Genomic DNA, 12,394 nt, shown 5'->3' on the forward strand with positions numbered 1-12,394 from the left:
TATCCATTCATTATATGAAGGGACAGCTGCAGCTATGTTCGGGATTCTGTAACCATCTGCCGAGTGAAGAGCTCCACCTTCTTGGCCTGCTTGTTCCAATGGATCTCCACCTGGTGCCTGCGGCAGAACTCCCTTAGCGGAATGAGCGGACCGGAATCCCCTGCTCCCATCCTGACGACCGAGTATTCCTCCTGCACGCCGTCAATGGTAATGGTCAGCGGCAGTCCGCCTGCCCGCTTCAACCGCTCAATCACCTCATCCGGCGATACAACCGAGCGTCCTGCATTGATCCGCATCGCTGCCGGCTCATCACGGAGGGTCAGGCCGGATTGTATGGTGAACAACAGCCGGATGCCGAGCTTACGAGTAACCGCCAGAAGCTCCTCATGATGAGCACCATAAGGGAAGGACAGCGCGCTGATGGTGTTGCCCAGTTCCTCGCGAAGCCGCTTCTCAGCCAGCATAAGATCTTCTGTTACACGCTCCGCATACTCCTCATCCGTCTCCTGGCGGCCGTAGCCCGGCAGATACAGATGCCCGGTCGTCAGCGGCTTCTTCTTGCCCTTCTCATTGACGAAACCATAAGCATGAAGGGCATACGTGTGACTCATGAAGTCCACCCCTGAAGCCTTCAACTCGCGCATCTGGTCCCAGGTCAGCTTGGGGACACCGGTAATATCCAGATGGTCTGCGGTTGCAACGATAATGAAGTTGACGGCCGGGTAGCCGTATTTTTGCAAGATCGGGAATGCCTTCTTATAGAAGGACTCATAGCCGTCATCAAAGGTGATTAGCACCGCATTATCCGGCACGGGGGCACCTTCAACCTTGAAGGCCGCGTATTCCTTGAGCCCAATTACGTGAAATCCATTGGTCTTCAGCAGCTCCATCTGCTTCTCGAACTGAGCGGTCGAGATAATCTCATCTTTATTCGGCTTATCCATAACATGATGATACATCAGCACGGCCACCTTCCCCGAATAGTAAACAGGAGCTTCCTGCCTGCTCTCCGACCAACCCGCCTTCACTTGAAAATGCTCCTCCAGAAAACCCAGCGGGACCATCACCTGGTTGTTCACCACCTCTGCAGCTGCCCGGGACACTTCCTTCCCGTTCACCGTTATGGTCAGCGGCTTCTCTTCTCCCCTTCCGCAGGCCGATGCAAGAAATACCGTCAGGACAAGCAGTCTGGCCCACTGATAGTTATTCCAATAGGAACGATTGCGCATTGTCATTTCCTCCCCTTCCCTCATGCAGCCATTATAGAAGCCGCATCTTAACAGGCGGAGGCTCTAATCCTTAACAACCGCTTAAATACTGCTGAATAATTACTACGGGCAGCTAGCCCCTAGCTCCTTATGGCGCTTATCAACACGCAAAAGACACACCGGCTTGAACTGCCAGTGTGCCGTTATCCTTTTGAAACCAAGAGAAACCCGGAGCCCGAAGAACGGAACAGCCGCTAGGCAATCTCTTCTTTGGTCATGACAGCCCCTTGAACCGCCGCAAACCGGGTTTCGAAGGTGGTCGCCTTTCTGCTGCTTCTAACCGAAATACGGCCGCCATGCACCTCGATAATACTCTTCGTAATGGCAAGTCCCAGTCCGGTGCCCCCCGTCTCCTTCGATCTGGAACGCTCCACCCGGTAGAACCGGTCGAATATGAACGGCAGATCCTTCTCGGGGATGGGTTCCCCGTAATTGGTCACCGTCACGACCAGCTCCCCGCTATCATGATACAGCCCGATATCCACAGCCCCGCCGGCCTGCCCATAGCGGATGGCATTGGTCATCAGATTCTCGTAGGCTCTGACCAGCAGATCGCCGTCGGCCAGTATTTTCACCGATTCATATTCCTCGAGGATATTCACGCGGCAGACCATGCCTGCCTTCTCCAGGCTTGGAACGAACTCCTCGGCCAGCTGGCGCAGGAAGCCCGCCATATCCAGCTCGCCAAGCTCCAGGGGCAGCCCGTTCGTAATTCTTGTATATTCGAATAAGTCGTCAATCAGCTTCTTCAGGGCAAGCGACTTCTCATAGGCAATAGAGATAAAATACCGCAGCTCCACCTCATCCTGATAGCGGTCCTCTTCAATGACCTCCAGGAACCCCAGAATGGAGGTGAGCGGCGTCCGCAGGTCATGCGAGACACCGGTAATCAGGTCATTCTTCGTCCGCTCGGCATTGCGCTCCTCTTCGATGGACCGGTGAAGCTGCCTGCTCATCTTGTTAATGCTGTCCGCTACCTCACCCAGCTTGCTGCCGTCGCGCACCGGTATCTCATAGTCAAAGTTGCCGCTTGCGATCTCCTGCAGACCGTGCGTGATTCCTTGCAGATAACGGTCGAGCCGTCCGCTCATGCGGTTGACGCTGTCGGCCACTGCCCCCAGTTCATCATACGACTTGACCGGCACCTGATACCCGAACCTGCCGTTCGACAGCTCCTTCAAGCCCTGCTCAATCTTCCGCAAATCCTGGACCAGCCGGCGGCTTAGCAAGAAGAAGCTTACGAGGAACAAGACGATTCCTCCGGCAATCATGACCGGTAGGGAGCCAATCGAGTTAATGATCCAGGCAAGCGGCTTGTTCAGTCCCTTCATACTGAGAATCAGCTCGCTGAGCGTGTATCCGGTGTATACGGCGACCGCCGTGATCGAGAGACTGCCGAGGAACACCAGCAGCATCCGCCACCTGATCGTGTACAGCCAGTCCTTATTTCGCATGATCGGCCTCAACCTTGTAGCCAACGCCCCATACGGTCTTGATTATTCGCGGCTGCTGCGGATTCTTCTCCAGCTTCTCACGCAGCTTCCGGATATGGACCATGACGCTGTTCTTCGAATCCATGAACGGCTCGTTCCAGACCTCTTCATAGATGCGGTCCATACTGAGCACCACTCCGCGGTTGACCGCAAGCATCTTGAGCAGCGCGAACTCGCGGGGCGTCAGCTTAATCTCCTCTTCACCGACCGTCACCCGGTGCGAAGCGATATTAATGGCCACATCTTCAATCTGAATTTCATTCGCATTCGCCTGTGAGCCACCGCTGAAATGATTGAACCTGCGAAGCTGCGATTTGATCCGGGCAATTAACTCCAGCGGACTGAACGGCTTCGTCACATAATCGTCAGCTCCGATGCTGAGACCCGATATTTTATCAATATCCTGACTCTTCGCCGACAGCATGATAATCGGAATGTGATTGTTCTCCCTGATCCGCATACAGGCCTGCAGCCCGTCCATTCTCGGCATCATCACATCCAGCACGATCAGGTCCACCCTGTTCGTCTGCAGCAGCTCCAGCGCCTCAACCCCATCTCCTGCCTGGAGCAGCCTGTATCCCTCATTCTTAAAATAAATCTCCATGAGCCGGATAATCTCCGCTTCATCATCTACCATTAGAATTGTTGTTTCCGCCATAAACGTTGCTTCTCCCCTGCTTATGTCAAATAAAGGATGGAAACATTATGCAGCGATTCCGGCCATAAAGCAATCATAATTTTGGCTTCCTCCGTCAGGGATTATACCGCAGCAATCTTAACAGCCGTCTATACAAATTCTTATGAAATGCTTAAAGCAGCGGTTTCTTGCTGTTCACACAGCAAAGAAGGGATACCCCTAAGTCATAATGACTTACAGGACACCCCTTCACTATGGTCAGCTGCTACTTGAGCCTGCGGTATTTGCGCACATAGAGCAGCAGCCCCGCAGCCAGCAGTACGGCAAGCTGAATATACCAATCGTTCAAGACATTATATTGGAAAGCTATCTTAACGGGGAGAGACAGGAAGAAGAATTGAAAGTAGAGCCCCAGCTTTTGATAACTGCTTATTTTCGAATCCGGTACGGGAATCCCGATGCTGAGCAAATAGAAGATGCCGAAGGCGGACAATCCGTCCATCCACTGGCTAGAGGTCGCCGGGTTGCTCAGAATCTCTACGAGGCCCATCAAGAGAGCAAACATCAGCAGGAGCATGCCGTGCAGCGAGTCGATGGCCCCCTGGACATGCCGCATTCTGATTGGAAACTGCGCCAGATGCGAATGCTTGACCAGCCCATAATCCAGTTGGTAGGTGATATAAGATACCATACACACCATGTAGGACAGATCCACCAGCGTTCTGGCCGGTGTCTCCTCGTACTGCTGCAGGAACATCACATTTACGAGTGTTAAAATCACAACGATAATGCACAGCCGTACATATCGCCCAATATAGGCGGAGTCCCGCAGCATTCTCATCAGCTGCATGCTGTAGAGCGCCTGCAGTCCCCAGGCGGCTGCCGATGCACCGGAAGCTCTGCCGATCCGTCTGGTCAGGGACAGATACAGCTCGGGGCTTCTCTTCTGAATGATCAGCAGACGGTTGACCAGATAGGGTCCCGTTATCATGCCGATTGCGAACAAGCACAGCACGCTGTACTGCAGAAGCATATTCATGTCTAGCATCTCCCAGGAAAATCTGCCCTGTTTGACGGAGATCAAGAAGGCCAGCAAGCCGAAGAAGAAAGCCGCTGACAGATACAGCCGCACATTGGTAAGCGTCTTAAACCAGGCCAGCACAAATTCAAGGAATACCCTTGTAAACCTCATAGCCTCCAATATAAATATGAAGGTCAGAACATCCCACAGTCCAGCTCCAAATGAGAAGAAAATGATCAGAATCAGCGCATACTCTACGCCGTTAGATAGTGTAAAGCTCGCGGCTGCATATACCTTGTAAAACACTTCCGGTGCCGTGACTGGCGTATGGCTCATAAAGCCGATCATTTTATCCATGCTGTGAAGAATTGCGGCCGTGAAGAAAATGAAGATCAGGTGTATGACAAAATGCACCCACACGTAGATTTCCATCACCCGTTCGATCCCCATGCTGCGGAATCCCGCCACAACCAGGGAGAAGGTGATGGCAAAAATAATGAAATGAATGACCGCCTGCTTGAGAATACTTCCCTGCGGGTCATCATAGGCTATCTGTAGAAGACGCCGAAACAGCGACAGGTTCATAAGCAGCCTCTGCTTAACTCCGGCTCATCAGCCGGGTGAATTTGGTGGTTGGCCAGCCGGAAGGTCCGCTCCGCAATATCCTGACCGTAGCCCGCAATATGCGTCGTCAGCAGCGTTCCGAGCCCCTGCTCCTTGCGCTGCAGGAACAGCCGCTGCATATAAGCAACCGCATCGGTATCCAGCCCTTCATAGATCTCATCGCATACGAGCAGCTTGGGAGCAATAAGCATGGAGGCCAGCACCTGGATTTTCTTCTTCGTCCCGAAGGACAGATTGGCAATTAAGGTATCCAGCTCCTTGCTTACATTGAGATCTTCCGCCCAATCCCTGATTCGCTGGGTGGCAGAGCTGGGTATATTATAGATATCAGTGATGAAAGCAAAATACTCGCCCGGTGTAAGCAGGTCGATAAACTGCTGCTGATCCGAGGATATCAATGACGTGTTCCGGCGGAGATACAATCGATCGGATAAGGGCCTCCCATCGATCTCGATCCGGCCTGAATCAATCGTCTCATAATGAAGCAAGCACTGCAGGAATACGCTCTTACCCGCTCCATTGGCACCGGTCAGAACATAGATCGAAGCCTGCGGCATCTCGAAGTCAATCGCATCGAGCACCAGCTTCTTGCCGTAGCTCTTGGACAGCCGCTGGACGGAGACCAGTAGTGGCTGCACAGCTTGCGCGGTAGTTGACATCGTATCCTTCAATCCTTATCATTAGTATTAAGTCGGTAAAGTCAGGGACTGCGTTTTTGATTTTACTGCTTGCCCATTTTTGTGCTTAGCGTACGTTGCGCTAAGTTTTTTTTATTCTCCGAATGCAGCCTTCAGAGCTTGATAGATGATGTCCACGTAAGCCGACTTCTCAAGCAGCCATTTCGTAGCAGCCCAGTAGCCTTGATCCCATGCAGCCTTGAAGCTGGACCATGCGGAGCCCAGTGCACCCTTGATTACGTTCCAAGCCTTCGAACCATGTTTCGCGATATAACCGAGAATCTTAGCAATAACACTCATTATGATAATCCTCCCTTATATTCGCGTCCCTGGCTTTACCTTACTCACATGATAAATATTCCCAAGCACTCTCGTCAATTTCGGAAATACGAAGTCTAGCAGTTCAGCCTATAGAGAGATGGTAGAAAAAAACCTCCCAATCCCCTTATGAATGCTCGTTTTAACGCGGTTTTACAAGGCCGGATCCGGCTTGACAAGGAAATTTATGTATTTTAGTATAATAATTGCTTACGTGGTTAGACATTTCAGGTAGTGAAATCGGAGGTGTGATAACGTAAAGAGATAGTTAAGGCCATGAACGATCAAACTAGGCGACAGGGGAGATAATGGTATGCGGAAATGGTTCGAACTGATTGGTATGATAGGCGTCATTGGCTATCTCGTAACCCGTTTCTTCTTCTACGAGTACAAGACCCTAATGTTTAGTTTTGCAGGATTGGCAATCGTTGGTCTCATCGGCAGGCTGGTCCTCAAGCCTATGAAGAACAGATAGGTGCTGTATGATGGATAGAGAAACTTATAGCCTGAATTCGAGGGAACGGGAGATCTTGTTATTAGTGTCACAGGAGAAGGCAAACAAGGAAATTGCAGACACCCTTAACATTTCTAGGCGAATGGTCGAGTATTACATTGCTTCGATCACACATAAGTTCAACGTATCCACGCGCGTTGGCGCGGTAGTTAGAGCGATTTATCATAAAGAGATTGACATGGAGGAGATATTGACAGACCGATAACTTAGCAGGATAAGGGGAATCGGCATGAAAGGAATTGTCATCAGAGAATTCTTCGGACTCATGAAAGGGATCAAATCCATTCTGATCATCTTGTTTATTACCGGAATTTCAGTGTTATCCGCGCGGTATATGTCCAACAGCACCCTGTTTGCCGAAGAGGCAAACAATCCGGAGTCTACGGCCCTTGCCGGACTGTCTTTCGTGCTTATCCTGTTCGGGGCACTGTTCGTCTTCACTTTATCCCATGATGCCGTCAACCGGGATATTGAGCTGCAGCGCATCCGCCTGCTGATTACGAAGACGTCACGGACATCCGTCATTATCGGCAAATTCGCGGCGATCTGGCTGTTCTGGGCAGCGGTAACATTCATCTCATTCCTTATCGTATCCGCCATCACCCGGACGTTCGTCATTCATGAACTGCTGTATCTGTGGGTTTATCTGGCCTTCCTTGCCAGTCTGTGCGTGCTGCTCTCAACCCTAGTCACTCATCGTACATACTCGGTCATCCTGAGTGTTCTGGCGGGAATCGCAATGCCGGTTATCGGGCTGTGGAGCGCATTCAGCCCCTCTTCTCCGGTAGCTGCCGCACGCTATGTGCTTCCCTACTACCCCATGGCTGAACAGCCGGTGCTGCTGCTCATTACGGCTGCGGAAGCCGGGCTGGCACTTGCTGCCGCGATGATGCTGTTCCATAGGAAGGAGCTGTGAGGATGGAAGCCCTGGCCGTTCATCAGCTGACGAAGACGTACAAGTCGAAGGAGGTCGTAAAGCAGATCAGCTTCAGTCTGCAGACCGGGGAAATATTCGGGTTCCTGGGGCGCAATGGCGCGGGCAAGAGCACGACCATCAATATGCTGACCGGCATTCTGCCGCCTACCTCAGGCAAGATTGAAATCCTCGGTACGCCCTATCATCAGATCAATTCCATTAAGCGGCGGATCGGCGTGCTGCCGGATAACAGCAATTACTACAATGATATGACAGCGATGCAGCATATGGTGTTCTTCTCGCAGGTAAAAGGGATACCTGTCCATAAGAATTCGCTGTCCGAGCTTCTGGAGGCCGTCGGCCTCGGCGAAGATATGGACCGGAAGGCTGGACAGTTCTCCCTTGGCATGAAGAAGAAGCTGGGCATTGCCCAGGCGCTGATCGGCTCTCCAGAGCTCGTGTTTCTGGATGAACCGACCTCTACGCTGGATATCGAGTCTGCCCTGCAGATCCGTGAGCTGATTGGCTCTCTGGCCGCCAAGGGGACAACGGTGTTCATGACTTCTCATAACCTCGATGAGGTGGAGCGCATCTGTGACCGTATCGCCATTCTTCACCAGGGCCGAATTGAGAAGCTCGGCACGATTGCGGAGCTCCGCGAAGCCCATAACAACCGGTTCAAGGTAAAGGTGAAGTATAAGAGCAGCGATAAGAACAGGGAAAGTGTCTGGATGGAGCACATCCAGCAGGTCGCGGATGAAGTAAAGCGTGAAGAGCCTTTCCTAGAGCTGGTCGTGGAAAGCGAGGACGATATCCCCCGGATTGTGGACGCTGCGGTAGAGCAGCAGGTCAAGATATACGGGCTGGAGATCGAGCAGCCCTCACTCGAGAATATCTTCCTGGAGCAGGCCCAGCGTTAGATTACTGTTAATAGAACCGCTAAGCTCTCATGTCCAGCGACATGAGAGCTTGATGTTTTTCGGCTTGCTATCAGACATAAGGAGGCCTCTATGCAACTCAACCCGGAACGCAGAAGCCAGCTTGGCCGCCTGCTCTTGTGTTGTCTGGCTGCCGCCAGTCTTGCCGCACAACTGCTGCTCTGTCTGCTGCTTACTTCAGATATACCCATTCATGTTGAGGATGATGAATTCATCTTCTACATGGGCTTCTCGGCAGGGACACTGGCACTATCCGTGTTCACACTGCTGAGACTGCGCAGCAAAGATCTGCTGGCGGTCATGACAGCGGCCTCCGCGCTGCTGCTTGTTGGCTGGACTATGTTCGCAGCAGGGCTGCTTACTTTATTAGAATCCAATGCCATTGTAGCTTATATGGAGGCGGCTGGCTGGTTAACCTCAGCCATCATTCTGGCGCTTAGTGTCTTGCGTTACAGACAGATATAGTTCCCTTATCGAATACGAGGCTGGCACCGGTCCGCACCCTGCTCTTAATCGGTATACTCCAGTCCCCACTGCTCACGCAGCCGGTCGAGTGTCCGCATGATATCGCAGGTTTCCGCAGCCGGCATGACAGCACTTTCCTTGCGGCCTTCACGCAGGCAGCGCATGGCTTCCTGAGCTTCGAATATGTATCCATTTAGCTTGCGGTTATCTGTAAATACGAGCGGCTCTTCCGCATCTGTATGAAGCGAAGCAGAGGATGCGAAGAGAAAGTTCGGCACATGGATGTAGCCTGCCGTTCCGTAGATGAAGGCATTATTGGCCGTACGCAGTCTTACGCTGGCGCTAAGCTGTGCAGTCTGCCCGCCCTCGTATTCGAACAAGGCGGTGAAGCGTTCATCCACGCCCGTCTCTCCGATGTGTGCACTGCTCATTATGCGGCTAGGCTGCTGGCCGAAGATCATGGAAGCGAAGGAGATCGGGTAGATGCCTGCGTCCAGCAGCGCTCCGCCGCCGAGCTTCTTGTTAAGCAGCCTGTTCTCCGGTGCCCAGCCGATATCGAAACCGAATTCAGCCGTTACCATCTTCACCTCTCCGATCCGTCCTTCCTCAATCCAGGCCCTGGTCTGGACGATTGCCGGCAGATAGCGCGTCCACATGGCTTCCATGATGAAGGTGTTATGTTCCCGGGCAGCCTGTACCACTTCCTCCGCCTCCTGCGCATTCATGGTAAAGGGCTTCTCGCACAGCACCGCCTTGCCTGCGCGCAGGCAGAGCAGCATGCCTTCCTTGTGGGCCGGATGCAGGGTGCCGATGTAAACGATGTCCACCTCTTCATCCTGCACGAATGCCTCATAACTGTCATAGCTGCGTGCGGCACCGAATTCCTGCGCGAAGGCATCCGCCCGCTCCTTTGATCTCGATGCAACCGCTGCCAATTCCGCACCCGGTGTCTCCAGCAGGTCCGCAGCAAAGCTTCGCGCAATACCGCCCGGTCCCATAATGCCCCACTTGATTGTTTTCTCCATCATCAAGCTCCTCTCTCTTATCCTAGCGTCTGTCTCTATCATATCAGAGTAGGCGTGGGTAAAATAAGGGAAGTATCTTTACAATATTCATTTGGGAATTGGTGATGGAAGAGTTTGGGCAGTGTTGACTATAAGCGTAATATTAACTGTATACAAGGAGGGGGAGAACATGAATCGTAAACGCCGGATTTACGCACTCGCGGTAATTGGTTTACTGATCATTGCAGCCCTCATACTCTTGCCGGATGCAAGTACACCTGAGGAGAAGATCGAGCAGGCAATCAGCAGCAGAGATGATTCCTTTGTCAAGCTTATTCACGTTGAAACGAATGAGCCGTATACTTATGCCTTCTATAGAAATCAAAAGCAATCGGCAGGACTTGCCCTTCTTCATGTGAAAAACGATGATGAAATACATGTATTTGGCAGCATTCCAACCCATCAATCCAGCAACGGCTTCAGTTACGGCACTGGCGAATCACAGCAGCTGGATCAATACGTCATGTACGGCCTGATCACGAATCCGCAAATCTCCCGTGTAGACGTATCCGGAGAGAAGGCCGCACTCGTTCCGGGTGAACTGGATACGCTGTGGTATTACATCTCCAGCCAGCCTTTCACATCGGCAGAGATTACCGCTGAAAACCAGTCCGGGCAGGTTATCTTCCAGAAACAGCTGTATAAGTAACCGTGTCACGAATATACCTTTAATGCTGCTGCAAAATAGTATTCAACTCCTCGCCGAGCAGCCGGTTCTCCTCTTCTGTTCCAATCGAAATCCGCAGGTAGTCCGGTAGGCCCCAGCCAACTCCGCTCCGGACGATAATGCCCGCATGCAGCAGCCGCTCATACACCTCTCCCGCTCGCTCTCCCACATGGACCAGTATAAAATTGCCTGAGCTTCGGGTATAGCTGAGCCCTAAGCGGTCGAAGATTCCGTACAGCTGCTCACGCCCCCTTGCGACGCAGGCCCGGGATGCCTGGATATGCTCGCTGTCGGTTAAGGCCGCTGCCGCCGCCGCTTGTGCCAGCGCATTCACGTTGAACGGCTCGCGTACCTGCTCAACAGCCGCAACAATGGCTGCGGGCGCAAGCGCATAGCCGACACGCAGGCCGGCCAGGCCATAGATCTTGGAGCAGGTTTGCAGCACGAGAAGCGGACAGCCTTTTTGCACAAATTCAATCCCATCCGTATAGTCCGGCTCATCGGCATAATGCGAGTAAGCCGCATCGAGGATGATCAGTATGCCCGGCGGAACAGCCTCCAGCAGCTGTACCAGTTGATCCCGCCTGAGACAGGTGCCAGTCGGGTTATTGGGCGAACAGAGATAGATGAGCTTGGTACGGGGAGTGAGGGCCTGCAGGATATTCTGCACGTTGTACTCAAACCCTTCACCCAGCGGCACGCTTACAACGCCAGCCCCCATAAGCCTGGCGCCAAACTCATATTCCGAGAAGGTCGGACTTGGGATAACAATCTCATCCCCTGCATCCAGATAGGCTTCTGAAACCAGCTTGATCAGCTCGTCGGCACCGTTGCCGGCCGCCACATTCTCCGGCTGCAAGCTGTGCGCCCCGGCAATCGTGTTCTTCAACACAGCCGCATGCGCATCCGGATAGCGGTGGCTGTCCGCAATCCATGCCTGTACAGCTTCCAGCGCCTTGGGCGACGGGCCAAGCGGATTTTCATTGGAAGCCAGCTTAATGACCCGCTCCAGGCCAAGCTCCTGCTGTACCTCCCATATCGGCTTGCCTGGTGTATACGGGGTTAACTGCGACAGCGCCCCGCGCGGCGAAACGACAGATTTTTGCATGTTTCATCCCTCTCCTCTCAGCAAGTTTAGAAGCTCCAGCCAGTGATCAATCTGTATGGATGGTTCGGTCACATCCTCAGGCCATTGATGCTTGCCCCTAAGCCATACGGGAGTCAGCCCCGCTTCCCGCGCCCCGATCATGTCATTGACCGGATGGTCACCGACAAACCATACCTCCTCAGGCTGAACATTCATCTCCCGAAGGGCTATGGCGAAAATGCCCCGATCAGGCTTCCTCAGTCCTGCTTCCTCGGACACGATGACGGTCTTCATCATGGACCGGATACCGAGCCAGTCTATCTTGGTGTGCTGGATTACAGTCACTCCATTGGTCACAATCCCGAGCATCAGATGCTCAGAAGCCAACTGCTCCATTACCTCTCGCGCGCCTTCTGCCACGACACTGGATATCGGATAATGCTGAAACCAATGACTGCGAAGCTCATCGCAGGTTACAGGAGCGCTCCACGGTATTGTCCGCATCAGGTCGTTAATGAATTGGTCGCGCGGCTTGTAACCCTTGGCATCCTGCTGAACGATCCGTGCACCAAGCTGTTCGGCAGATAGGCTCGTCAGAGCATAAGCATAGTCGGCTGCCAGCTGCAGCGTATACTTTCCTAGTGTTAGCCGGCGGTCAATAATGGTATCATCAAGATCAAACAGTACCGCTTTAGGTTTCTTCAT

The 12,394-nt window shown here is 52.7% G+C and carries 15 protein-coding genes; 6 read left to right on the forward strand and 9 right to left on the reverse strand.

The genetic code is table 11. The features are described from left to right. Positions 1-32: 32 nt before the first annotated feature. The 6 genes from DNH61_RS05930 to DNH61_RS05955 all read right to left on the reverse strand — a co-directional run bounded on the left by DNH61_RS05930 (position 33) and on the right by DNH61_RS05955 (position 6,020). Positions 33-1,229, reverse strand: coding sequence for a polysaccharide deacetylase family protein (locus DNH61_RS05930; RefSeq protein WP_181438594.1), 1,197 nt, complete (start codon positions 1,227-1,229; stop codon positions 33-35). Between the two features lie 233 nt (positions 1,230-1,462). Further along, positions 1,463-2,722, reverse strand: coding sequence for a sensor histidine kinase (locus DNH61_RS05935; protein ID WP_111145747.1), 1,260 nt, complete (start codon positions 2,720-2,722; stop codon positions 1,463-1,465). Then, positions 2,712-3,419, reverse strand: coding sequence for a response regulator transcription factor (locus tag DNH61_RS05940; protein WP_111145748.1), 708 nt, complete (start codon positions 3,417-3,419; stop codon positions 2,712-2,714). The genes DNH61_RS05935 and DNH61_RS05940 overlap by 11 nt, the downstream gene beginning before the upstream one ends. Positions 3,420-3,663: 244 nt before the next feature. Further along, positions 3,664-5,004, reverse strand: coding sequence for a hypothetical protein (locus DNH61_RS05945; RefSeq protein WP_111145749.1), 1,341 nt, complete (start codon positions 5,002-5,004; stop codon positions 3,664-3,666). Further along, entirely contained in the window at positions 5,001-5,702 is a 702-nt protein-coding gene (locus DNH61_RS05950) for an ATP-binding cassette domain-containing protein (RefSeq protein WP_111145750.1), read from the reverse strand. The genes DNH61_RS05945 and DNH61_RS05950 overlap by 4 nt, the downstream gene beginning before the upstream one ends. Positions 5,703-5,813: 111 nt before the next feature. Beyond that, positions 5,814-6,020: a hypothetical protein gene (locus tag DNH61_RS05955; RefSeq protein ID WP_111145751.1), complete on the reverse strand. Its 207-nt coding sequence runs from the start codon at positions 6,018-6,020 to the stop codon at positions 5,814-5,816. A 331-nt stretch (positions 6,021-6,351) separates the two neighbouring features. Between DNH61_RS05955 and DNH61_RS26250 the strand changes: the two genes are divergently transcribed. The 5 genes from DNH61_RS26250 to DNH61_RS05975 all read left to right on the forward strand — a co-directional run bounded on the left by DNH61_RS26250 (position 6,352) and on the right by DNH61_RS05975 (position 8,871). Beyond that, positions 6,352-6,513, forward strand: coding sequence for a hypothetical protein (locus DNH61_RS26250; protein WP_181438595.1), 162 nt, complete (start codon positions 6,352-6,354; stop codon positions 6,511-6,513). A 10-nt stretch (positions 6,514-6,523) separates the two neighbouring features. Then, positions 6,524-6,757: a response regulator transcription factor gene (locus DNH61_RS05960; RefSeq protein WP_111145889.1), complete on the forward strand. Its 234-nt coding sequence runs from the start codon at positions 6,524-6,526 to the stop codon at positions 6,755-6,757. A 24-nt stretch (positions 6,758-6,781) separates the two neighbouring features. Further along, entirely contained in the window at positions 6,782-7,468 is a 687-nt protein-coding gene (locus tag DNH61_RS05965; RefSeq protein ID WP_111145752.1) for an ABC transporter permease, read from the forward strand. 2 nt (positions 7,469-7,470) lie between these two features. Beyond that, positions 7,471-8,388: an ABC transporter ATP-binding protein gene (locus DNH61_RS05970; protein ID WP_111145753.1), complete on the forward strand. Its 918-nt coding sequence runs from the start codon at positions 7,471-7,473 to the stop codon at positions 8,386-8,388. A gap of 90 nt (positions 8,389-8,478) precedes the next feature. Next, the gene (locus DNH61_RS05975; RefSeq protein ID WP_111145754.1) at positions 8,479-8,871 is read left to right on the forward strand and encodes a hypothetical protein; all 393 of its coding nucleotides are present in this window, start codon (positions 8,479-8,481) and stop codon (positions 8,869-8,871) included. A 44-nt stretch (positions 8,872-8,915) separates the two neighbouring features. Here DNH61_RS05975 and DNH61_RS05980 read toward each other — a convergent pair whose 3' ends face one another. Next, positions 8,916-9,899 (reverse strand): Gfo/Idh/MocA family protein, encoded by a 984-nt coding sequence (locus DNH61_RS05980; RefSeq protein WP_111145755.1) that lies wholly within the window; start codon positions 9,897-9,899, stop codon positions 8,916-8,918. A gap of 166 nt (positions 9,900-10,065) precedes the next feature. Between DNH61_RS05980 and DNH61_RS05985 the strand changes: the two genes are divergently transcribed. After that, entirely contained in the window at positions 10,066-10,584 is a 519-nt protein-coding gene (locus tag DNH61_RS05985) for a hypothetical protein (RefSeq protein WP_111145756.1), read from the forward strand. A gap of 19 nt (positions 10,585-10,603) precedes the next feature. Here DNH61_RS05985 and hisC read toward each other — a convergent pair whose 3' ends face one another. Together hisC and DNH61_RS05995 are read right to left on the reverse strand one after the other, a co-directional pair. Next, positions 10,604-11,710 (reverse strand): histidinol-phosphate transaminase, encoded by a 1,107-nt coding sequence (gene hisC, locus DNH61_RS05990; protein WP_111145757.1) that lies wholly within the window; start codon positions 11,708-11,710, stop codon positions 10,604-10,606. Positions 11,711-11,713: 3 nt separating this feature from the next. Next, the gene (locus tag DNH61_RS05995) at positions 11,714-12,394 is read right to left on the reverse strand and encodes an HAD family hydrolase (RefSeq protein ID WP_181438596.1); all 681 of its coding nucleotides are present in this window, start codon (positions 12,392-12,394) and stop codon (positions 11,714-11,716) included.

This window comes from Paenibacillus sambharensis (assembly GCF_003233845.1).
Lineage (GTDB): Bacteria > Bacillota > Bacilli > Paenibacillales > Paenibacillaceae > Paenibacillus_I > Paenibacillus_I sambharensis.

What these genes read in the sequence shown, in the direction of transcription:
- DNH61_RS05930 (WP_181438594.1), bottom strand. Translation starts at nt 1,229, where the DNA reads ATGCGCAATCGTTCCTATTGGAATAACTATCAGTGGGCCAGACTGCTT.
- DNH61_RS05935 (WP_111145747.1), bottom strand. Translation starts at nt 2,722, where the DNA reads ATGCGAAATAAGGACTGGCTGTACACGATCAGGTGGCGGATGCTGCTG.
- DNH61_RS05940 (WP_111145748.1), bottom strand. Translation starts at nt 3,419, where the DNA reads ATGGCGGAAACAACAATTCTAATGGTAGATGATGAAGCGGAGATTATC.
- DNH61_RS05945 (WP_111145749.1), bottom strand. Translation starts at nt 5,004, where the DNA reads ATGAACCTGTCGCTGTTTCGGCGTCTTCTACAGATAGCCTATGATGAC.
- DNH61_RS05950 (WP_111145750.1), bottom strand. Translation starts at nt 5,702, where the DNA reads ATGTCAACTACCGCGCAAGCTGTGCAGCCACTACTGGTCTCCGTCCAG.
- DNH61_RS05955 (WP_111145751.1), bottom strand. Translation starts at nt 6,020, where the DNA reads ATGAGTGTTATTGCTAAGATTCTCGGTTATATCGCGAAACATGGTTCG.
- DNH61_RS26250 (WP_181438595.1), top strand. Translation starts at nt 6,352, where the DNA reads ATGCGGAAATGGTTCGAACTGATTGGTATGATAGGCGTCATTGGCTAT.
- DNH61_RS05960 (WP_111145889.1), top strand. Translation starts at nt 6,524, where the DNA reads ATGGATAGAGAAACTTATAGCCTGAATTCGAGGGAACGGGAGATCTTG.
- DNH61_RS05965 (WP_111145752.1), top strand. Translation starts at nt 6,782, where the DNA reads ATGAAAGGAATTGTCATCAGAGAATTCTTCGGACTCATGAAAGGGATC.
- DNH61_RS05970 (WP_111145753.1), top strand. Translation starts at nt 7,471, where the DNA reads ATGGAAGCCCTGGCCGTTCATCAGCTGACGAAGACGTACAAGTCGAAG.
- DNH61_RS05975 (WP_111145754.1), top strand. Translation starts at nt 8,479, where the DNA reads ATGCAACTCAACCCGGAACGCAGAAGCCAGCTTGGCCGCCTGCTCTTG.
- DNH61_RS05980 (WP_111145755.1), bottom strand. Translation starts at nt 9,899, where the DNA reads ATGATGGAGAAAACAATCAAGTGGGGCATTATGGGACCGGGCGGTATT.
- DNH61_RS05985 (WP_111145756.1), top strand. Translation starts at nt 10,066, where the DNA reads ATGAATCGTAAACGCCGGATTTACGCACTCGCGGTAATTGGTTTACTG.
- hisC (WP_111145757.1), bottom strand. Translation starts at nt 11,710, where the DNA reads ATGCAAAAATCTGTCGTTTCGCCGCGCGGGGCGCTGTCGCAGTTAACC.
- DNH61_RS05995 (WP_181438596.1), bottom strand. Translation starts at nt 12,394, where the DNA reads ATGAAGAAACCTAAAGCGGTACTGTTTGATCTTGATGATACCATTATT.